General features: G+C 29.0%; 28 protein-coding genes and 1 CRISPR repeat array. Of the genes, 3 read left to right on the forward strand and 25 right to left on the reverse strand.

From position 1 onward, the window contains the following. The 3 genes from KGF52_RS14910 to KGF52_RS14920 all read right to left on the reverse strand — a co-directional run. A partial coding sequence (locus tag KGF52_RS14910) for a BlaI/MecI/CopY family transcriptional regulator (protein ID WP_227840687.1) occupies positions 1 to 334 on the reverse strand: 334 nt, incomplete at its 3' end. Between the two features lie 537 nt (positions 335 to 871). Next, complete coding sequence (locus KGF52_RS14915) at positions 872 to 1,021, reverse strand: hypothetical protein (RefSeq protein WP_227840688.1); 150 nt, start codon at positions 1,019 to 1,021, stop codon at positions 872 to 874. 115 nt (positions 1,022 to 1,136) lie between these two features. After that, complete coding sequence (locus KGF52_RS14920) at positions 1,137 to 1,343, reverse strand: helix-turn-helix domain-containing protein (RefSeq protein ID WP_227840689.1); 207 nt, start codon at positions 1,341 to 1,343, stop codon at positions 1,137 to 1,139. Between the two features lie 208 nt (positions 1,344 to 1,551). Between KGF52_RS14920 and KGF52_RS14925 the strand changes: the two genes are divergently transcribed. After that, the gene (locus tag KGF52_RS14925; RefSeq protein WP_227840690.1) at positions 1,552 to 1,752 is read left to right on the forward strand and encodes a hypothetical protein; all 201 of its coding nucleotides are present in this window, start codon (positions 1,552 to 1,554) and stop codon (positions 1,750 to 1,752) included. Positions 1,753 to 1,832: 80 nt separating this feature from the next. Here the strand turns inward: KGF52_RS14925 and KGF52_RS14930 are convergent, their stop codons facing one another. Next, positions 1,833 to 2,252: a PaaI family thioesterase gene (locus KGF52_RS14930; protein WP_227829962.1), complete on the reverse strand. Its 420-nt coding sequence runs from the start codon at positions 2,250 to 2,252 to the stop codon at positions 1,833 to 1,835. Positions 2,253 to 2,369: 117 nt separating this feature from the next. Continuing rightward, complete coding sequence (locus KGF52_RS14935) at positions 2,370 to 2,765, reverse strand: pyridoxamine 5'-phosphate oxidase family protein (protein WP_054275535.1); 396 nt, start codon at positions 2,763 to 2,765, stop codon at positions 2,370 to 2,372. 140 nt (positions 2,766 to 2,905) lie between these two features. On the opposite strand from KGF52_RS14935, the gene KGF52_RS14940 reads away from it, so the two are divergent. Together KGF52_RS14940 and KGF52_RS14945 are read left to right on the forward strand one after the other, a co-directional pair. Then, positions 2,906 to 3,298, forward strand: a complete 393-nt coding sequence (locus KGF52_RS14940; protein ID WP_227829963.1) for a winged helix-turn-helix transcriptional regulator — start codon at positions 2,906 to 2,908, stop codon at positions 3,296 to 3,298. A gap of 101 nt (positions 3,299 to 3,399) precedes the next feature. Further along, on the forward strand, positions 3,400 to 3,555 hold the full coding sequence (locus KGF52_RS14945; RefSeq protein ID WP_227840691.1) for a hypothetical protein: 156 nt from the start codon (positions 3,400 to 3,402) through the stop codon (positions 3,553 to 3,555). Positions 3,556 to 3,763: 208 nt separating this feature from the next. Here KGF52_RS14945 and KGF52_RS14950 read toward each other — a convergent pair whose 3' ends face one another. From KGF52_RS14950 to KGF52_RS15045, 20 genes are all read right to left on the reverse strand, one after another. Next, a complete protein-coding gene (locus KGF52_RS14950; protein ID WP_227840692.1) occupies positions 3,764 to 4,594 on the reverse strand; it encodes an N-acetylmuramoyl-L-alanine amidase in 831 nt (276 codons plus the stop codon). 3 nt (positions 4,595 to 4,597) lie between these two features. Further along, a complete protein-coding gene (locus tag KGF52_RS14955; protein ID WP_227840693.1) occupies positions 4,598 to 5,026 on the reverse strand; it encodes a phage holin family protein in 429 nt (142 codons plus the stop codon). Positions 5,027 to 5,094: 68 nt separating this feature from the next. Further along, a complete protein-coding gene (locus tag KGF52_RS14960; RefSeq protein WP_227840694.1) occupies positions 5,095 to 5,265 on the reverse strand; it encodes a hypothetical protein in 171 nt (56 codons plus the stop codon). A gap of 11 nt (positions 5,266 to 5,276) precedes the next feature. Then, entirely contained in the window at positions 5,277 to 5,624 is a 348-nt protein-coding gene (locus KGF52_RS14965) for a hypothetical protein (protein WP_227840695.1), read from the reverse strand. A gap of 15 nt (positions 5,625 to 5,639) precedes the next feature. Beyond that, a complete protein-coding gene (locus KGF52_RS14970) occupies positions 5,640 to 7,391 on the reverse strand; it encodes a hypothetical protein (RefSeq protein WP_227840696.1) in 1,752 nt (583 codons plus the stop codon). A gap of 22 nt (positions 7,392 to 7,413) precedes the next feature. Continuing rightward, positions 7,414 to 8,217, reverse strand: coding sequence for a phage tail protein (locus KGF52_RS14975; RefSeq protein WP_227840697.1), 804 nt, complete (start codon positions 8,215 to 8,217; stop codon positions 7,414 to 7,416). Between the two features lie 15 nt (positions 8,218 to 8,232). Beyond that, on the reverse strand, positions 8,233 to 8,850 hold the full coding sequence (locus KGF52_RS14980; RefSeq protein WP_227840698.1) for a YmfQ family protein: 618 nt from the start codon (positions 8,848 to 8,850) through the stop codon (positions 8,233 to 8,235). After that, the gene (locus KGF52_RS14985; protein ID WP_227840699.1) at positions 8,843 to 9,889 is read right to left on the reverse strand and encodes a baseplate J/gp47 family protein; all 1,047 of its coding nucleotides are present in this window, start codon (positions 9,887 to 9,889) and stop codon (positions 8,843 to 8,845) included. The genes KGF52_RS14980 and KGF52_RS14985 overlap by 8 nt, the downstream gene beginning before the upstream one ends. Continuing rightward, positions 9,890 to 10,309 carry a DUF2634 domain-containing protein gene (locus KGF52_RS14990; RefSeq protein WP_227840700.1) on the reverse strand — a complete coding sequence of 140 codons (420 nt, stop codon included), beginning with the start codon at positions 10,307 to 10,309 and terminating at the stop codon, positions 9,890 to 9,892. A gap of 4 nt (positions 10,310 to 10,313) precedes the next feature. Next, entirely contained in the window at positions 10,314 to 10,574 is a 261-nt protein-coding gene (locus KGF52_RS14995) for a DUF2577 domain-containing protein (protein WP_227840701.1), read from the reverse strand. A 12-nt stretch (positions 10,575 to 10,586) separates the two neighbouring features. Beyond that, positions 10,587 to 12,545: an NlpC/P60 family protein gene (locus KGF52_RS15000; RefSeq protein WP_227840702.1), complete on the reverse strand. Its 1,959-nt coding sequence runs from the start codon at positions 12,543 to 12,545 to the stop codon at positions 10,587 to 10,589. Next, positions 12,538 to 13,227, reverse strand: a complete 690-nt coding sequence (locus KGF52_RS15005) for a LysM peptidoglycan-binding domain-containing protein (protein WP_227840703.1) — start codon at positions 13,225 to 13,227, stop codon at positions 12,538 to 12,540. Before KGF52_RS15005 ends, KGF52_RS15000 begins: the two co-directional genes overlap by 8 nt. A gap of 11 nt (positions 13,228 to 13,238) precedes the next feature. After that, positions 13,239 to 15,533 (reverse strand): tape measure protein, encoded by a 2,295-nt coding sequence (locus KGF52_RS15010; protein WP_227840704.1) that lies wholly within the window; start codon positions 15,531 to 15,533, stop codon positions 13,239 to 13,241. 64 nt (positions 15,534 to 15,597) lie between these two features. Next, the gene (locus tag KGF52_RS15015; RefSeq protein ID WP_227840705.1) at positions 15,598 to 16,158 is read right to left on the reverse strand and encodes a zinc ribbon domain-containing protein; all 561 of its coding nucleotides are present in this window, start codon (positions 16,156 to 16,158) and stop codon (positions 15,598 to 15,600) included. A 42-nt stretch (positions 16,159 to 16,200) separates the two neighbouring features. Beyond that, on the reverse strand, positions 16,201 to 16,761 hold the full coding sequence (locus KGF52_RS15020; protein WP_021359010.1) for a phage lipoprotein: 561 nt from the start codon (positions 16,759 to 16,761) through the stop codon (positions 16,201 to 16,203). A 129-nt stretch (positions 16,762 to 16,890) separates the two neighbouring features. Beyond that, positions 16,891 to 17,309: direct repeats of the CRISPR family, unit length 27 nt; unit sequence TTTACATACCACATAGTTAATATAAAA. Between the two features lie 245 nt (positions 17,310 to 17,554). Then, positions 17,555 to 17,713: a hypothetical protein gene (locus tag KGF52_RS15025; RefSeq protein ID WP_021369178.1), complete on the reverse strand. Its 159-nt coding sequence runs from the start codon at positions 17,711 to 17,713 to the stop codon at positions 17,555 to 17,557. Between the two features lie 59 nt (positions 17,714 to 17,772). Continuing rightward, positions 17,773 to 18,588 (reverse strand): Bro-N domain-containing protein, encoded by an 816-nt coding sequence (locus KGF52_RS15030; protein ID WP_227840706.1) that lies wholly within the window; start codon positions 18,586 to 18,588, stop codon positions 17,773 to 17,775. Positions 18,589 to 18,710: 122 nt separating this feature from the next. After that, positions 18,711 to 18,899 carry a virulence factor Srl gene (srl, locus tag KGF52_RS15035; protein ID WP_004454585.1) on the reverse strand — a complete coding sequence of 63 codons (189 nt, stop codon included), beginning with the start codon at positions 18,897 to 18,899 and terminating at the stop codon, positions 18,711 to 18,713. 165 nt (positions 18,900 to 19,064) lie between these two features. Then, entirely contained in the window at positions 19,065 to 19,589 is a 525-nt protein-coding gene (locus KGF52_RS15040) for a hypothetical protein (protein WP_227840707.1), read from the reverse strand. 131 nt (positions 19,590 to 19,720) lie between these two features. Further along, positions 19,721 to 19,981: SHOCT domain-containing protein (locus tag KGF52_RS15045; RefSeq protein WP_227840708.1), on the reverse strand; the 261-nt coding region annotated here is incomplete at its 5' end.

Below are 19,981 nucleotides of genomic sequence, written 5' to 3' on the forward strand. Positions count from 1 at the left end.
TTGTATTATTTCTTTTATGTATAGTTGTAAATATTCGTATGAAAAAGTTATTATCTTTACTTATACACCTTTCTTCTTTTCTAGCACTTAAATATTCTTTTTTAATTACTAGCACCTCATAGTTTGATTTAAAACTTACTATTTTCTTTTTTAATATTCTCATCTTTATTAATCTTTTTAGAAGAATTTCTGTTGTGCTTTTCCTCCACGTATATTTTTCTTTCATTGCTGCTATTATTTCTTTTTTAAATAGAATAGATTTTTTACTCCACATATATTCCATCAACATCAATTCCCCTCTGTGCAGTTTCTCTACTACCTCTTGTTGCTCCATTTTATGTCACTTCCCCAAATTAAGTTTAATTTAAGTTAATAATAGAACCTTCTGATTTCAAATGATAGAGGTAATTTTTACCATATATTCTACATATTTAGTCTGTTTTTATATATAAAAAAGTTTATTCATATCCATAAATTTATTCAATTTTCAAACAATCTTGTTTAATAATAACTAATTCTATTGTATTATTTTAGTTGTAGAATAAAACTAAATCAGCAGAATTAAAGAAACTTAGTTATGCAAAACTATAAGGATTAGCACTTATAAAATATCTTATAAGTTATGTCATCCAGTTGCCAAAAACATCTACTCTTTTTGTTTTTGTGAAAGTTTTTTAGGTAGGTAATAATATGTATACTTAGAGATAAAATAAAATATATTTCTAATATTCATAGTTTTATTTTTTCTTAAAATGCGATATAATAAAGATGTAAATTCGTATCAAAAAGAGATAAGAGAACTGCAATTCTCCTACCTCTTTAGAAATAAGGAACTATAATCTATTGTCGAGAGTGTAGTTTCCGAAAAAATTTAGTACTTTTTATATTTAATTTTTACTATTAGTTTATTAATAGTTAAATTAAATATAAAGCCACTCTTAGCTTCCGACTTTGAGTGGCTTTTTACTTTGCATAAATCAAGTAAAAATTTTGCTATGTAATAAACTGCTACTATTTCCACACTTCCCACCTCCTTTCATTAGAAAGTAGGTTAGAGCATAATGTGGAAACTGCCACTCTTAGATATTTAGTTCCTTACCTATAAATTATAACATAATTTTACAATTAACAAATATCTATTCTATGTCTTTTTTTATTTCTACAACATCTTCTATGTTACAGTCTAGTGCTAAACATATTTTCTCTATGATATTAAGTGCTACATACTCATCTTTACTCATTTTAGAAATAGTTGCACTGCTTAATCCAATCAGATTTATTAAATCAGTTTTTTTCATGCTCTTGCTTATTAATGTCACCCAAAGAGGATTATATGAAATCATCCTATCACCTCATTTTTTATTCAAATATATCATTTAAATATCTGCTATGTCAAATTTTTTATTTAACAAGTTGAATATAATCATTGACTTATTGAATAAAAAGTTATATCATAATATTTAATAAGTTGAATATTTTATTTAACTTATTAAATATTAAAAAGGAGATTACAATATGTGAAACTTAATTTTTATATAAGAGGTGATATAAATGTGTTTTAAGACTTATATACTAAAAAGAGTTCTAAGTAACAAACAACTAGAGATAACTCGAAGTTTTGGCTTAGATAATCTCATTTGTACTGCAAAAGAAATTTTGAAAGATATTGAAATTGATTTGATAATTACAGATGAAAAAAACAATATTGTTTGGAAAAATGAAAAAAGCACTCCCCGACATGAGAATGCTTAGTTATAGCTATAGAAGTGTACTACCAATACACTTCTATTTTTTTATTATATCATAGTTCTCTTAAAATAATATATTTAAAACTATTTTTTTGCTGTAATCATAGTTGCCATCATTTTGGCAATAATTTTGTCTCCACTTTCATCTGTAACTGTTGATTCTGTTATAACCAAAGTCCTTCCAGCTTTTATAACTCTTCCAGTAGCTATAATTTTGTCTGAAGTTGCTGGTCTAATTAAATTTATTTTAAATTCTACAGTTAAAACTTCTGAATCTTCAGGCATTGTTGTTAGAGCCGCATATCCACATGATACATCAGCCAATGATGTAACAACTCCTCCATGCAGTAAACCTTGTTGTTGAGTTAAAGAATCTTTGCGCTTACACGTAATTATTACTTTACCATTTTCAACATGCTCAAGTTCTGCACCAATAAGCGATAAAAAATTTTGTTTTTTAAAACTATCATTTATTTTATTATAAAGCTTTTCATTTTCATTCATGTAAATTATGCCTCCTGATATAGGTATGTAAATCAATAAATATACTTATTTTATTAGAACACTGTATATTTGTTTTGTAACATTTAATGATTATCTTCTATAAAAATTTACTTAAAATTAAAGTTCTACATCAACTTTTTTGCCACTCATTGAATAACAATTGATACTTGCTTTATCAATACAGAATATCTCAAACTTACCATCTCCCACAGAATACATTTTACTCAAACTTGGCATTACTTCAAGTGCCTTATTCTGTGTTTCTTTTGATGTAACAAATACTGCCTCACCTAAAATACGTAAAGTATTGCATTTTTGGTCTATACAGCAAATCTCAACCTTTGGATTAAGATTAAGTTGCTTAAACATATTCTTTTGATTAGATGTACAAAATGTAAGTTTTCCATCGTATTCCATAACGAATCCAAGAGGACGTACATGTGCCTGATTACTTTCATCAGTTGTTGCTAAATAATAAACTCCCGCTTTGTTTAAAAAATCTAGTGCTTTCATAATTATTACACCCCTTTTAAATAGTTGTATTAAGGATTATCCTTTGATATAATTTTAATATAAAACAAGAAAAAAACAAGTATGCAGTTTTTTCTGATAAAGTATAAAAAAGATACTATAGGAATAAAGGGAGGTTTATAATGAGTGTAGAAAATGAAAATAAAGTAAATAAAAATAGTGAAGAATTAATTTGTCCAATACGTTATGCATTAGATATTGTTGGTGGTAAATGGAAATTACCTATTATATGTATGTTAGCAGTTGATAAACCAATTAGATATAGTAGTATAAAAAGAAAACTAGATGGAATTACAAATACTATGTTGGCTCAATCATTAAAAGAGTTAGAATCTGATGGAATTGTTCATCGTAAACAATACAATGAAATTCCTCCAAGAGTTGAATATACATTAACTGATAAGGGTAAAAGTATTGTACCTATTTTGGGTAAATTTGCTAATTGGGGTGCTATTAATATGCAGGAAAAAAACACATGTGGACTTAATTGCAAGGAATGTAGGAAAATAACTTAATTTTTTTGAATTAAATTATATTATAAGCTAATTATTACAATTTAGATATGGAAAAAATAAAAGAACATAGAGGATTTTTTAATAAATATAAAAAAATTTAGATGAACTTTAAATTCTTATATAAGTTTTTATCTGGTCAGGAAGAAATCATAATTATAAATGAAGATATAGATGTTGGCCAAGAAAAAATAATGAGAAGTAAAAGAGATGGAAAATACCGAAGTGATGGCTCTAACTATAAAGTAACTGTATCTTGAAATAATAATGAGGAAACTATAAATTTGAAAAAGAAATAATAACTGTATTATTAATTTTAAAAAATTAATTATTAAAATTCACATAAAAAAGAGTGTTTTGAAAAAAACAAAACACTCTTTTTCTGTATAAATTTATGAAATGTTACTTGATATATTTTGAAAACTATATATGAAGTATAGTAAAGTTTTGTCTTTAGGAGTATAAAACTTATAATTTAGCTTTTACAAATTCTCTAGCCTTATCCATAGTTGACCATACATCACTATCATATATTTGTGTAAATTTTTCTCCTGTAGTCTTGCTCATTTCTTTCATCTTATTACAAGTTACTCCACCAATTACATATAGATTTTGTGTTCTATGTGGTTTATAGTCTTTTATATCTGTTACTAAGTAACTTTCTTTTGCTCTCTTATAATATAATCCTAAAATATCTGCTGATACTTTATCATCGCCACTGTATACTATAGTATGTTTGTACATCTGCTTAACTCCCTCATTGATTATATTTTTATTTAATATACCTTCAGCAATCAATTTAGCCATACCATCATATCCAAGTTTCTTAGCCTTCTCATAATCATCTTTATTGTCACAAAAGAAACTTTCAATTAATACTGCTGTAGGCTTGGAACTATTTAAGATATATAATCCTTTATCTAATTTAGCACCTCTATTTCTAAATACTGTGCCTAGTTTCTTACATATTCTAGTTGCATGCTCTAAACCTTTACTACTATAATATAACACTTCTGAACCTTTTCCTTGACCATCACTCGCATTTAAATGCAGTTCTATGAGTAAATCATATCCTCCACTATTAACTCTAGGTATTTTATACGACTTTTCTTCCGATTTAGTTTTAAACTGCTTTTCGGGGCATATTATTACATCTACCTTATGTCCTTCTTTTCTAAATGTATCTGCTAATACTGGTGCAAGAGCTTTATTATATTTGTACTCGTTAACTACTCCATCAGCAGAAGTACATGCTCCACTTTTTAAAATACTATGTCCTACTGTAATACATATTTTCATTATTTATTTTCCTCCTTTAACTTTTAATTCATCTGTCATTGTATCTAGTAAATTGCCTATTTTTTCTTTTAATCGCTTTGGCACTGGTAATCCACATAGATACATATTTTTTAATATACTTACACTTTCATATAGAATGAATAAAATAGAGAAGAATTCAGATATTCCAAGATGTTGTAGTCTTAAAAAATCAACCCAATCTCGTGGTAACATAAATAAAAAGTTAAACTTCGTAAGTATGTCAACTACTGCTAAAAAAAATATACATGCTATCATTGCAACTTTTCTTATTCCTCCATTTATTCCAAAACTTGAATTAAACTTATGTGTTTTTATTGCCTGCAAACATCCTAATAGTGTATCGAATGCTATTGCTAATATTACTAATTTTATAAATATATTTGTTGCTAAAAAAACTATTGTTACGTTCATATTTCCTCCTTATTTTGCATTAAAATAAGACTTAGAAATTATCTAAGTCTATAAAAAAAGAACCTCTCTTAAACGATTGGTTCTACTGGTGTTTCTTCTTTATTTAACAAACCTGTTAATTCTAAATATTGTTCCTCCGTAATTCTATTTACTGCATAGAATACATCTATCTTATGTTGTAAATCCTCTTTAGTACTATAGTTCTTTTGTTCTATCATAAGTTTTAATAAGTTATACATATTATTTCCTCCTAAATATTATTATTTAATTTTATATTTTCTAATTCGAATGCTGTATTTACTATCTCACTATCTCTATTCTTGTTGCTTTCTTTTAACATACTTAATTCTTTTTCTAATGCTTCTAATCTCTTTTGTTCATCAGTCAAAACAAACTCTACATCTCTTAAAACTGGCTTTTTTGTAACTGGATTTATAGACTCTATATATTGTTTTGTATATTCTATACTACCAAATTCAATATCCAAAAAGTTTAATTCAGTTATTTCTGACCATTCTCGTATATCTCCTGTTGCTTCGCCAGTTTGAAGCCATATATTTCCTGTTTGGTCGTAAATTATTCTATTATTTCTGTTCATATTATCACCTCATTTTTATTGATAAGCATACCAATTTATAATTTGTTCTTTTCTTGTATAGCCATCTCTTCTGCTATCAACTCTAAAAAATTCAATCTCAAATTTACTTTGAGATATATTTTTAATTATAGTTTTACAATCACCTGTAAAAGTTTCACCATTTCCTCGTATAGAAAAAGTTTCTTGTTTGTTATTAGAAGAATGAACAGTTGTGTATTCGGAAGAATTATCTCTATAAAAAGATATATCAAAGAATGCAATAACAAAACTTGGAATAAAATCCAAATTAATTGGAACATTAATTATACCTGGATTTTCATTAAATATTATTTTTGCTGTGTTAGTATAAGTACCACCAGCCCATTTTTTTCTTTGACTAAGTTGATTTGTCAATTCTGTTATCTTATTTTGTAACTCCTCAACGCTAGCATCTGCTGAACTAAATGCTACACCTATCATTTCTCCTATTTCTACTAGTGTATTATTTAGATTTGCTTCTATATTTTTTAATGCTAATTTATTAATAATATGTGTTTTCCCATTTAAAAAACTATCTTTTATTATTGATACAGCATTTGCTATATCCTTGAGTGAATCATCATCTTGTGGTGGTTGAACTCCGTTTGATACACTTACTAATTTTTCATTTACTCCATTCGCATCTGTTACTTTTATCTTAATTGTGTGTATTGCGTTATCTTCTAATGTGTAGTTAATTGTTTTCTCTACTGTTAAATCTGTTGTTATTGTTTCTTTTAAAGTATCATCTAGAAATACTTCTATCTTATTTAAATTATTGTCTAAATCTGATACTATGAATTTTACTTGTGTACTATTAAATTCATTTACTGTTATTTGAGGTAAATTATTACTCCTAGTAAATGTATATGTTCTTGTTGTACTAGCTCCGTTATTATCTGTAGCAACAATACTTATTATATTACTAGAACCAATTGGAAGAGCTAATGCTCTTTCATCTGTTAACGTAATTTCCTTTTCTCTATTTTTCTCTATATTTGTGATATTTTCTAAAATAGTAGAATTAAGTTTAGTAACAACATTTACTGTATCTCTGTAATCTAAGTCATTTACTGTGTACTTTAAAGTAAATCCCTTACTTTTATTCCCTATATTTTCATTTGTCCCGCTTATGCTTGGTGCATTATTAGATTTTGTAAATGTATAATTTCTATAAATAGCAGATACCCCATAGCCACCTGTAACTTCTATTTTAATCTTATTAGTAGAGTTTAATTGAAGTGACAAGACAAGGGAGTCAGGCACATTTATAGTATATTGAGTATCTTTTACCGCTTGCTTCGTATCAAACAAAACATCATTTAAATATGCTTTTACTGTGTATGTGTAACTATCTTCATTTGTTATTGTATAATCTATACCAAACCCTCTACTCTTAGAACCAAGCGAGCCATCTGTTCCACTTATGCTTGGTGTTGTGGATTTATATTGGCAATCAAAGTAACAGTCTTCTGTATATCTAGTCCATTCACTTGAATTTTGTGGTGAAAAAAAATAGATATATGTTAATTTATAACGATTACCTGGATACGCATCAAAGCTTCCGCTTTTATCCCACCCAACAGAAGTACCATCTGGTAATGTGCAACTCATCATATCGTATGCACCGTTGGAATCGGCAGCATTTTTTTTATCGCAATAATCCCAAGGTTTTATAGTAATTTTAGTAGCAGGTTTTTGTACTGTTATAAGTGAAGGCACATATAATCTTGGAAAATGTACACTCATACATATCACTTCCTCTCTTTTTTTATATAGGTAGCATATCTTTTAAACTATTTATTAAACTAACTCTAGCAGTATTTACACTAGTACATAACTCATCTATTGCCCCTTGGACATTGGTAGAATTTAGTTTACTTACTGTATTATCATAACTTGTTTTCTCTGCTGTTGTTTCTATACTATCTACACTAGTTTTAACCTCATTCAATGCACTAACAAGACTAGTTTTATCTGTTGTAGTAAGTTGTGTTGTATCCCCTATTTTGTTGTTTAACTCTGTTTTAGCCGTTTCTAAATTATTTGTTAATTCTGTTTTGGTTGTATCAATTTTAGTATTAACAGTACCTATTTTAGTTTCTAAGTCTTGTATGTCTTTTAATGTAGCAAAGATTATCGTTGGGTCTATCTTAAGTTCTATGTTATTTACATTAGATACAACAAAGATAGTTTTTACTTTCATGTCAATTACTGCTCCATCTTCCACTTTAGGTTTATATGCTGACCTGTACTTTGATATAGCAATCAAGTTGCCCTCTGTATCTAGATAGCCTATTTCTCTAACTATAAATCCTCCAGCATTTGCAGGGATAAGACTCTCTAAAATCAGACAATTTGCCATAGATTCATCAGTTTTAACATTTCCCACATTACCTTCCCAAACTACATTCTTAAGTGCTGTCTGTTCTTCTGTAGGGTTATACTCATTTCCTCCACCATCACCTAGTTGAATTTTAGCAAAGTCAACCTTTTCACCTACTAAACTTGCATTTGCAATCTTCGCTTTTCCTATGTCTGTTAATATTGTGTAGTAACTTTTATCTGTAGCCAAACTACCACCTCCTATCTAATAAATTGTAATCTCTTGGTATCCAAATCCATTTCCACTCATAATCTTAATCTCTCCTTGTGTTTCAATATCACTAGGTGACCAAGGGTAAATTGTAATCTCATGCCCTGTGACTGTTGTTGCACCAAAATACATGCCATTGTCTTTACTAACTAACACTCTAGTATAATCTAAAGTCATATTACATGGCTTAATATTACTTACAAAAGAATGAACTTCCTCAAACCAATCTTGATTTCTAGCATCACTCTCAAGGTGTATGTTATAAGTAGCATTATTAATAGTTAATTCATAATTGCCTTCTCCAACTACATTATCTAGCCAGTTCCTTAAAAATCTCTCTGAGTAAGGTAATTTACTTATATATTTACTAAAAATCCTAAACCTTCTATCCTCTAAAGTCTCATTTAACTTGGGATTTATAGACATTATCTTTTCCCATCTTTTTATACCACTTATGGTTAAGTCTTCTAAAAACTGGTCATTTGATAGGTCCTTTAATTTTTCATATAATATTTTTATTTCTTTGTTGTCTGCGTTAAATACTTTTATATATTCTTCTTTATCTTGCAGAATTTGTGGTAAGTAATTTATTAGATTAATTTTTTTATCCAATTACCTCACCTCTCACTACTATACTGTTACTATCTATTGTTAGATTAGATTTAGCATCATTTATCATTGTGTTTGTAATATCTAATACTCCATCAATACTAAGTAATCTAGTTTCAATTTGAGATATACGGACTATTAAGTTTTCTTCATCTTCCCAACTCATGTTAAGTTCATTTAAATAGTCATCTATTGCTTCTTCTGCAATTGATTTTATATTCTCCCAAGTGTAACCACTCTTGTATGTTATTTCTGCTGATATATTTATAGTTGTACTCACAACACCTGTAACAGTAACTTTATGTCCTATTGGTGCTAACCCAAGACCTTCTCCTTTCGGATTTGGGTCAATTTCTTCTTGAACTAAATTAACTAAGTCAGTGCTTGGTACTTTGAAATTAGAATTAATTATTACTAACTTAACAGTACCTCCACCATTCCACACAGGATAAACTTTAACTCCTCCAACGTCAGGCAATTTATTAACTTCATCCTTATAGTTTTGAATATTACCCCCAAAAGATTGAGAATTTAAACTATCATAATATCGTTGCCTTAGACTGTCCTCTGATTCTTCATCTTCTCCATTTATCAGTATTTCTGTCAGTTCTGCTGTTTCAAGACCATCTATATATTCGATAGGAATTAGTTGCCCCAACTCAAAAATAGGTCCAGCAGTCTCACATTTCATCTTATATATACCTTCAGATATTCTCTCAATTGTTACATAGTTATACTCTCCTAGATTAAACCTAGAATCAAGTGGAATATCTATATTAAATACTCCTTTTGCAATTGTATTTGTTGCAGGTAAAGGTGTAATACCTCTCTCTTTACATCTCTTCTCTAAATAGTAATAACTAGCAGTATCTACGAATGTTTGGTCTAGTAATTCATCCATTGCAATGTATGTTTCTGTAAGTTCTATAGCAACAGGAGCAAGAGCATTATATATTATAGAACCTTCCCTTTTATCAAAAGTATCTGGTACACTATCTAACATTCTTTTAATTATATTTTCAAATGTCATTAACTCAAACAATTATACACTCACCACCTTCTCTGCTTTTATATTTCCATATTTACTGTGAACTGTGAACTTACAATGTACTTTTCCTTTTATATTTTGAAACTCAAAATTATCTACATTTTCAATCCTATCATCTTGAATTAGTGCTTCTGTTATCCTTCTTTCAAGTTCGGATATTACATATGAAATAGGTTCTCCAATTAAATCATTTAGTTCAACACCATAATTCCAAGAATATATTAAATGTTGGTATCTCTCTGTGTTTAAAATTAAAAAGATGGTCTGTTTTAATGCTTCCACATCATTACAAATACCATCTACTTTATTTCTCTCCATATTCAGTTTAAACGTCTTACTTGGCTCTTGTCTTACATCAAAATTAATTATTGATACATCTTCAATGTCATAATCCAAATTATCGCTTGGTAACACTTCATCACATCCTATCTAAAATCAAGTATTGTTGCCCTCCTTGCATACGAATTAAAACCAATTTGTCTCCCACCTTTTTGTCTGTATATCTTTTAAATGTATCTGTTTGTATTAGAAAAAATTCACCAATAGATAGTTTTTGTTCTATCTTAACTCTTAGAGGGCTAACACTTTCTATTGTTCCAAATACAACCCTCATTGGATTACTTGTTTCTACTGCATCCATCGCTGCTTTCTTAATTATTTGTAATAATTCTTGGCTCATATTTAACCTCACTTATATAAATCTTCTCACATGTGTGTACGCTTTTCCTTTTCGATATGAATCAACCGATTGTATTTTTACTACATCACCAGTCTGTGGTGAATGAATCATTTGACCATTTCCAATATACATCATTACGTGATTACTACTACCTCCACCAACTCTACATAATAAGTCTCCTGCTTTCCACTTACTTCTATCTTTTAAGTCTACAGCCTTTCCTGCCTTGCTTTGTGTTGCAACTGTTCTAGGGATGCTTATACCTATTTGTTTATAGCACCATTGTGTAAATCCAGAACAATCAAATGTATTAGGACCTTCTGCTCCTCGAGCATATTTACAACCTAATTTACCTTTAGCTATACTAATTAGTTTATCTACTTTAGAACTATTATTTGTTGATGTATTGGTATTGTTATTATTATTTTGAACTTGATAAGTTAAATCTTTTAAATTCTTTTCTGCTTCTTCATTACTTCCAACTCCTGTACCCGAATTATTGGAACTATAAGTACTTCCTGTTATTTGTTTATAAAACTTGCCTACTCCTGGTACCCAATCTTTATTAAGAGGACTATCATAAAGTGGAGCATACTTATCTCTAATACGCTCTAATGTTTTTCTTCCGATATGGATATAATTTCTTGATAAATTACTTATACCTCTTTTTATCCCTTCATCTACAGAATTAAAAGACATCCCTTTCATACCAAAGAAATTATTTTTATTTTTACAAAGTGAGGAACTACCATTAGCAGTTTCATGTATAGAAATAGCAGCCATTAAAGCTGCATTGACCTTGTAAGCATTAGAATATTTAACAAATATACTTCCTGTATTTGATAATTTACCTTTAAATACCTTATTCAATTTATTTATCATGTCATTGTCTTCTTTACTTGTAGTACTTTGTGCAGGACCATTTTTCTTTTCATCTTTATTATTTGTATTTCCACTTGAATAGGAACTTGAAGAATATGAAGCAAATTCGTCTCCATCAACAAGAGTTAGGTCCATAAAATGACTGTTATTTTCAAATGTATGTTTTACTTTCTCAACTAACATATAATTTTGTAACTCAATATCTCCTAAATCTAAAAAAACAGGTACTAAACAACCTGCTCTAACTCTAATGTCACCAAGCACATTTTTTAAACTTAATGACTTAGTTTTCTTATTATATAGTTTTAGAAGTATATCACACTTTTGTTTTATCTCTGCTTCACTCATGTTTTTATCAACTGTATCAAACATTTGTAGTATTCCCCAACTCCTCATATGTGTTGAGTCTTGAGCAATATACACATCTCTTTTTCCTGTTTCTTCATTATCTCTGACAAGTTTAATTTTTGTATAAGTATCACTATCAATAGAAGAATTATAGTCAAAGTCCTCGATTACATCATTATTCATAACAGTATCAAGTTTCATTGATGCAACATTTTTTAGTGTTATTCTTCCAAAGTCATCATACAAGGTAAACATTTCTTTTTTTTCTCTTAAAGTATCATCTAGTGCAGTTAAAATCATATCAAATAAAGTTTTGTTTTCTTCTATTCTAGATATTTTATATTTTGTATCTTCTATGACATTGTATTTTAAATTAAAATCTTTAGCGAGCATTTTTATAAGTTCGCTTGCTGTTTTATTACTATATACATAAGTATCTTTATTTTTAAAAAATCTTAATTGGTCATATGCAACAATTTTAATGTGATTTTCTTTATCTCTCTTTTTCTGAAATATATATCCATAGAAGATACCTATTCCTTTATAATACAGCCTTACAGAATTTCCTTCGCAAAATTGCAGTATATCATCCATAACTATTGTAAATTCTAATTTACTTGGCGCTCCTCGTCTTTCTATCTCCCATGTAATTCCATCAATAACAGCAGGTTCGTAAAAATCTTCCCAATGTGCAATAACTAATCTTATATCCCTATCATTTGCTAATACTAAATCAGACAAGCCTCAACACCTGCCCTTTGTAAATAGTATACTTAGATAGATTTTTACCTTTATTAGCCTTATCCATCATAGTTTTATTTAACTCATACACTTTCTTATACAGTGAACCATTTCCTAACTGCTTCTGACAAATTGACCAAAGACTATCTCCTGCCTTGACTGTATATGTTTTAGCGTTTGGTGAATTGACTGAATCAACACGTTTTGGTTCTATTTTTACGCTTGGTCTACCAGTCTCATTTTTGGGAGTTGCAGGAACTAATTTTTTAGTTGAGTAATCTCTATATTGTTTTAACTTTATTGCAACTTTTGTATCTGAGCCATTTTCTGCATCTTCTACTATGTTATATTCTTCTAATGACACTTTCATATTAGTGTTAAATAAGACCTTGTTACCTAACTCACGAGATACAATAAATTGAAATGGCTTACAATCAGTTTTTAGTAATTCTAGCTTACTTAAAAAGAATTGAACATCTTTAAAAGTCCCACGATAAAATGGTAGTTTATTATGTGTAAATTCTGCTTCAAAACTTATTTCAGATAGCCCTTCTTTTTTTAGTATGTTTACTTCTCCAGTGTTTATTAAATCAACTGTTTTATTTTTGTTTGTAACTTTAATCTCTAATTTGCCAGGTGCAATTGGTAATTGTACTCCATCTAAATAAAAGTCATAAGCCATTTAAACACCTCCTAAACTATTCCTTCTGCTGATACAACCATTGCGTCGTTTAATTTTTCAGTTAGTACATTAACTATTCCATCTAAGTCAGTATCTCTACTTATATTGTTTGTATTGTTCATGTCTATTTTAATGTTTACTCCTGTAAATCTGTTGATAGTCTCTTGTTCCGCAATATCTCTAAGATATTTTAAGTCTTCTTGACTTTTATCCATTGTTTTTGCCATCTTTGCAGTGTTTCCTGCAGTATCTTTTGCTCCTTTTGCTGCATCGTTCAGCGGAGAGTTTAATCCTGCTGAACCTATGCCTTCACCGAGTCCATATTTTTTATCCCACAAGTCGTCAAGACCAAGTTTTTTCTTTGCATCTTCTGCTATTTTACTAATATCAAATTTATCTTTTATGTTAGTTTCTAGTTTATCTCCCCATTTATAACCTGCATCCCAAGCTTTTCCATAATTAAATCTGTCAAAATGCAGTTTATTAGGATCCATTCGTTCAACTTTTATCTTAGCTTCTCCTGCTACTTTGTCAGTCCAACCTTGTAATGTATCTTGCCATCCACTTACTGCATCTGCCAAATTTGAGCCAAAAACTGTATCAAATGCACTTGCGATACTTCTTATAATACCTAATACCGCATCAGCCATTCTAGATACCGCCCTTATGACAGAGCCAATCGGGTCGTCTAAAAAGTTAGCAAAGAACTCTGCAAAGTTTGCTAAACTATTATATATTAAAGCTACAATATCTATAATTAAGTTCCCTGTTGCAATAAATAAATTTCCTACAAAAGCAGCTGCAACTGATATTGCACCTGCAACTACACCTATAGCAGATACACTAGTCCCTGCGAAATGATTAAAAACTGCTACTCCTACGAAAACTGCTGCTATTACTAGAGCTATTGTAGCTACAACCATTACTATAGTAGTAATTAGAAGTAACATAGAACCACTTAAAGCATCTGTAGATACTTTTGCTGCTATATTCATCATTATATTTGTTAATAATGAACCATTTAATAAATTAGTCCAAAATGCTTGCAGAGCTGTCCAACTAACTTGAATAGCAGTAATTGCAACACCTGCTAAAATAGCAGCTTTGTATAACCCCCACAATACAATACTAGTGATTAATAAAGGCTGTATTATGCTCCATCCCTGTGCAATAAAATTAATGACACTTCCTATAGTTGTTAATAGCCATCCTAACCCTTGCGCAATCATACTAACTCCAACAATCATCAGATTAAAAAATCCACTAAATGCCTGACTACTTAATAAATCGATTATTCCATTGAACACTTTATAACCAACTGAGCCTAATATATATAGCGAATCTGTTATATTAACTATGAAGGTTCGGAATCCTTTACTTGAGACCGTGTCCTCAATTTTCTTTTGTATAGCTCCAAATATCATTACTGCGTTATTCTTAATTGATGTAAAGATTTGACCTAGCGTAAAAGGCATTTTTTCAAATTGTGCATTGGTTTCGGCTGTTGCAGCAAGCAAAGAATTTTTTACAATATCTGCTGTTAACATTCCCTCTGATGCCATTCCTCTTATTTTTCCTATGTCAACATCAAGATAGTCGGCAATCGAGCGGATAATATTAGGTGCTGACTCAAATACAGCATTCAGCTCCTCACCTCTCAGCACACCACTTCCTAAACCTTGAGTCAGTTGCAATAATGCTGAACTCATTTCTTGTGTACTAGCTCCTGCAATTATGAACTTTTTGTTGAGTTGTTCAGCAAAACTTACAATTTCTCTAGTACTAGAAAATGCACTTCCTGCATTCATACCTATCCTTGAGACTATTTGTGCTGTATCTAAATAAGATGCTCTTGACCTTTCAGCACTTTGAAATATCATCTTATTAAGCCCACTATCTGATAATTGACCGTCATTTATCATGTTCAATCTAGCATTCGTACTGGTCATCTGGTCACTTAAATTTGCTAACCCCCCAATACTTTTTAAGCCCATATAAGCTCCAGCAATCTTTTTAACACCTCCAAGTAATTTATCTGTATTACTTGCCCCCTTATTAATATCTTCGTTAAATCTTCTCTGTTGTTCATCTGCTTTTCCTATATTCTGTTCTATTCTAGTTAAGATATTTTCAATATTATTTAAACTCTGCTGAGATGTTTGTATGTTGCCTGTATTAATAGGATTATGCAACCTTTGTTGTAACCTCTCCAAGCTATTAATCGTGGTGTTAATAGATGTAGTCATATTGCGAAATGCAGGTGTCATTCCGTCGAAAATCTTTATTGAAGTTTGTATCGTTGCCATTTTCTCACTCTCCTTTCATAAATTTCCATATAAAAAAACACCTACATTAGTAAGTGTTTATTATTTATGCCCAAAACTGTTTACCACAGCTCAAACATGTAACTCTAACTTTCTTTGCTCCTAAATTTCCAGCTACTAAACCAATGCCTCCTGCTATAGTAGCTCCTGTTATAGCTTTTCCTATGCCAAAACCTTTTTTATGTGCTGTCAAAGAAGTTGAGCCACATGCAGGGCAACAAGCTATTTTTTCTTTTTCTTTCTTTTCCTCTTTGGCTTTTCTAATTTTTGATATATCATCTTCTTTTTTTCTTTTTTCTTCAAGCATATCAGCATTTTCATTATAATATTTTTGATATGGTTCTTCTAATATTTTTCTACAATCATCCAACTCTATTCCAGTTAATTCTTTCAATCTTCTTACAGATGAAGCTTTTATAAAACTTGTTTCTTGCATTATATGTTGTAAATCAACACCTTTTAAATCATATTCCTTATCTTTAGTAATGCTTTCTTTTTGTATTTTTACATCATCTATTTTTGTTCCACATTCATTGCAAAATTTGCTTCCTTTTAAACACCTTGCTCCACATTCGCTACAAAATATATATTCTACTGTATCATTCATAAAATATCTCCTTAGCACTATAATATATTCATTTTAAATAAGTTACTTCATTTTATAAACATACTTATTCCCATCAAATGTAAAACTTAATACCAGCGGCTTATCACTTGTTTTTACTTCATCAGGGCAATCAATTATAAATCTAACTCCCTTCGTTTCTAAAGGGTCGATACTGGTAATATTATCATAAGTAAAACCTGTTGTTTCATCTTCTACTATTGTTTGTGATGAATATTTATACCCATCATTATAATTTGCTTCAATAGTTAGTAAATCTGAACAATTTAACTCTTGTTTTTGAGTATTTTTTATATCAGCAGCAATATCAATATATACTTTGCCTGACTCAGCAGGATAATGTGTATATAAACTTTCCTTAACTTTTGGTAAAACATCATAAGAGAATTCAATATTATTAATAGTGATTTCCATTTTATCTGAAATAATTTTCTCTCCTATGACTACTTCTTTATCCTTTTTTTCTTCTTTTTTTGGTTCATTATTTTTACTACTCTCCTCTGGACTTTCTGAATTAGAACATCCTACAATAGCTAAACAGATAACTATAAGAATAGAAAATAAAAAACATACTTTTTTCTTCATAATATAATATCCCCCTAAATTATATTCTTTAACAATATTATACTATATTAGTAAAATTTTTACATTATAATCACCTACTTTCAATAAAAAAACACCTACTTTTTAAGTAAGTGTTTTTAGCGTTTTTAATTTTAAGTCCACATAGTTAATATAAAACTACTTTTACACAATGCTTTGTAACAGCCCTTTTTACCTTTACATACCACATTGTTAATATAAAACTGCAGTAACAAGTTTGTCTGCAATTGGAATTGTTGCATTTACATACCACATAGTTAATATAAAATTCTGTTATAATCTCCTAATCCATCTACTTCTAAAGACTTTACATACCACATAGTTAATATAAAACCTTCAAACACTCTTTAACTTCTGATTGACTTAATCTCTTTACATACCACATAGTTAATATAAAACTATCTTTGTATCCCATTCTATCCAATTTTATTTTTTCCTTTACATACCACATAGTTAATATAAAACTAGTCGCTAAACGGCTCAATCTATAAGCATCTATTTCCTTTACATACCACATAGTTAATATAAAACCCCTCAAAATAAATTGTGTATTTCCAACACTTACACACATATAACTTTCTTAAATTTGCAGTGAGCGACCAATAGTGCAATTGATAACACTTATCAAACCTTCTCAATGCCTTGTATTCCAATTGTTAAACTATACTTGAGTAGAAAAATCGAACACTGCAAAATTCCTATATTTTTATTATACCATTTTTTAACAAACAAAGCACTTGAAACAGTGAAATATCCAAGTGCTTTATCTATTTATTTAATTATTTTTCTCTAATTTTTTCTCAGAAAGTTTATATACTATACTTTCTATCTTATTATATATATCTATATCTGTTTCTCTTATTTTCAAAAGTTTAATTCTAAATTCTTCTTTTCTCTTTTCAATATCTATACTATCAAGTAAATTCTCATACATTGTATTACCCCCCAAAACTAAAATAAACTAAACTAAAATATTTAATACAACTGATAAATTTACTCAATCTTATAAACCACATGATAATTCTTCTTTTCACCTGCAATCTTAGTAGGTCTATTATTTTCTTCTATCCAGTTTCTAACCTTATCTATTACACTTTCTGTATACTTATTTACAGTACCAGTCCAAGAACCATTAGTTTCCCAAACTCCCTTAACTTCACTATCTTCTAAATCAATCTTTTTAATAATCTCACAAACAGCCAACTGTGCTGGTTTATTACTCTTAGAATATATTTTCAGTTTAGATGCTATTTGTTTTGTGTCAAAATAATGTTCTTCTTCGTTTATCTCGATTGGTAAATCAATTCCTGCTTTCTTGTACAATGTCTTAGCTGTTAATAGTTTAGATTTGTTGTCAAAGCCTGCATCATCTAATAGTTCTTTTAGCATAGATGTACTATTATAAGCTAACTGTAATTTTTCAATCTCGCTTGCTTTTTCTCTCAACTTTTCTGGATTAGCACTATTTGTTATGTATGCACCAGTTTGTCGAATTTGAGGTAATACTTCATCACTTATCCAGTCTTGGAACTTCTCTGCTTCTTCTTTTCTTGATTTAAAGATTAATTTATACACTCCACTTTCAGTAAGAAAATTTTCACCAGCATTGTTTAATTTTCGGATGTCAGTATTACTGATATCCGAATTTCTTAACTTTACAACTTGCTTTTCATTCATAAGTCTTATATTCTCATTAATATTTTTTATGTCTAAACAATTTGCTACATCTTTTGAGTTGAATAAAATTCTTCCTTCAAATTCAAATACTTCAATCTCTTTTCCTTCAAAATTCATTAATTCATTTTTCATAATATTACACTCCTTAAAATTGATTTTTTTCAAGGAATGACGTATACTATAGTTAGTTGATGTATAGTATACGTCAATAAGGGATGTTCAATCTTTGGTCGGGGAGAACGTCCCTTATTTTTTTATTCCTTTTGTTCCAGTTCCTCGTCGATTTTTTCTTCTAGCCATTCTTTCTTAGTTAGATTCTTTTCTTCTAACACTTCATCAAATTTATCTAACTTTTCTTTGTCTAGAAGTACACTAAAACCTCTTTTATCTTTTCGACGATTTTTCATATACTCTGCCCTACTTTTAGTTGCTATTTTATTCACCTCTTTTCTGTAACTCGTTACATTAATAATAACATTGTAACGAGTTACAGTCAATAGGTTTTTACTAATTTTTTCTAATTATTTCACTCAACCGACCAATTTGAGCAAAACAAAAGCACCTACATGTTTGTAAGTGCCTTATGTATAGTTAATCTAATCCTAGAACTAACTTCTAGCTTCAAATTCTATATCATCAATTAAATTTACATCATTTTTTATATTATTCCAATCATCTAAAAATACATTATAAGTGAGTGTTACATCGACAATAAAGCTTATTCTCACTGAATGTATATCATTCATATCTTTTATATTGTTTACAAATTCTTTAGTAAAGTTTCTACACTCATTTTCATCATTAAACCTAGAATTTTCCACTTGAATGCTAACTATATATCCCTCACCTTTTGTTGGGTTTAATATGTTAACATAATATGTTGTTTCATCTTTTAAGTCTTCTGGTATAATAGAGTCTACTTTTGCCTGCATCTCTTGTTTATAAATATCTTCTTTTTCTTTTTCACTAATTATATTTTCTTTTGTAATATTTCCTTCATATACTTTATTTCTATTTTTTGAATCTCGTATAGCTTGATGAATCATCATTGATACGGTAAATACAATAAGGTATATTAAAAATATTACTAAAATTTTCTTGAACAAACTTAATTTTTTAAATTTTCCCCACATAATATACTCTCCCCTATTAAATTCTTTACTCAAATATAATTCTATCTAAAAATAAGAACTTAGTCTATTGATTTGAAATATTTTGAGCAAAACAAAAGCACCTACTTATTTGTAAGTGCTTACTATATTATCTATTCTAATAATTCCTTTTTCTTTTTATTATATTCTTCCTGTGTAATTGCTCCTAAGTCTAGCAACTCTTTTAATTTCTTTATTCTATCTAGTGGGTCAATTCCACTATTTTGAATATAATTATTATCATTATTTTTTTCTTGTTCTTTTTCTATTTCTTCAGTAGTTTTAAGCTTTTCTTCTAAAAATTCAAATTTTCCAACTTCATCTACATCATTTTGAACTTTTCTAAAGTCATCAATTCTAACATAATAATATAT

This window comes from Clostridioides sp. ZZV15-6597 (assembly GCF_020657815.1).
In the GTDB taxonomy this organism is placed as follows: domain Bacteria; phylum Bacillota; class Clostridia; order Peptostreptococcales; family Peptostreptococcaceae; genus Clostridioides.

What these genes read in the sequence shown, in the direction of transcription:
- KGF52_RS14955 (WP_227840693.1), bottom strand. Translation starts at nt 5,026, where the DNA reads ATGAACGTAACAATAGTTTTTTTAGCAACAAATATATTTATAAAATTA.
- KGF52_RS15040 (WP_227840707.1), bottom strand. Translation starts at nt 19,589, where the DNA reads ATGTGGGGAAAATTTAAAAAATTAAGTTTGTTCAAGAAAATTTTAGTA.
- KGF52_RS14960 (WP_227840694.1), bottom strand. Translation starts at nt 5,265, where the DNA reads ATGTATAACTTATTAAAACTTATGATAGAACAAAAGAACTATAGTACT.
- KGF52_RS15030 (WP_227840706.1), bottom strand. Translation starts at nt 18,588, where the DNA reads ATGAAAAATGAATTAATGAATTTTGAAGGAAAAGAGATTGAAGTATTT.
- KGF52_RS14950 (WP_227840692.1), bottom strand. Translation starts at nt 4,594, where the DNA reads ATGAAAATATGTATTACAGTAGGACATAGTATTTTAAAAAGTGGAGCA.
- KGF52_RS14925 (WP_227840690.1), top strand. Translation starts at nt 1,552, where the DNA reads ATGTGTTTTAAGACTTATATACTAAAAAGAGTTCTAAGTAACAAACAA.
- KGF52_RS14940 (WP_227829963.1), top strand. Translation starts at nt 2,906, where the DNA reads ATGAGTGTAGAAAATGAAAATAAAGTAAATAAAAATAGTGAAGAATTA.
- KGF52_RS15025 (WP_021369178.1), bottom strand. Translation starts at nt 17,713, where the DNA reads ATGTATGAGAATTTACTTGATAGTATAGATATTGAAAAGAGAAAAGAA.
- KGF52_RS14995 (WP_227840701.1), bottom strand. Translation starts at nt 10,574, where the DNA reads ATGAGCCAAGAATTATTACAAATAATTAAGAAAGCAGCGATGGATGCA.
- KGF52_RS14930 (WP_227829962.1), bottom strand. Translation starts at nt 2,252, where the DNA reads ATGAATGAAAATGAAAAGCTTTATAATAAAATAAATGATAGTTTTAAA.
- KGF52_RS15020 (WP_021359010.1), bottom strand. Translation starts at nt 16,761, where the DNA reads ATGAAGAAAAAAGTATGTTTTTTATTTTCTATTCTTATAGTTATCTGT.
- KGF52_RS14965 (WP_227840695.1), bottom strand. Translation starts at nt 5,624, where the DNA reads ATGAACAGAAATAATAGAATAATTTACGACCAAACAGGAAATATATGG.
- KGF52_RS14920 (WP_227840689.1), bottom strand. Translation starts at nt 1,343, where the DNA reads ATGATTTCATATAATCCTCTTTGGGTGACATTAATAAGCAAGAGCATG.
- KGF52_RS14945 (WP_227840691.1), top strand. Translation starts at nt 3,400, where the DNA reads ATGAACTTTAAATTCTTATATAAGTTTTTATCTGGTCAGGAAGAAATC.
- KGF52_RS15010 (WP_227840704.1), bottom strand. Translation starts at nt 15,533, where the DNA reads ATGGCAACGATACAAACTTCAATAAAGATTTTCGACGGAATGACACCT.
- KGF52_RS14970 (WP_227840696.1), bottom strand. Translation starts at nt 7,391, where the DNA reads ATGAGTGTACATTTTCCAAGATTATATGTGCCTTCACTTATAACAGTA.
- KGF52_RS14935 (WP_054275535.1), bottom strand. Translation starts at nt 2,765, where the DNA reads ATGAAAGCACTAGATTTTTTAAACAAAGCGGGAGTTTATTATTTAGCA.
- KGF52_RS15015 (WP_227840705.1), bottom strand. Translation starts at nt 16,158, where the DNA reads ATGAATGATACAGTAGAATATATATTTTGTAGCGAATGTGGAGCAAGG.
- KGF52_RS15005 (WP_227840703.1), bottom strand. Translation starts at nt 13,227, where the DNA reads ATGGCTTATGACTTTTATTTAGATGGAGTACAATTACCAATTGCACCT.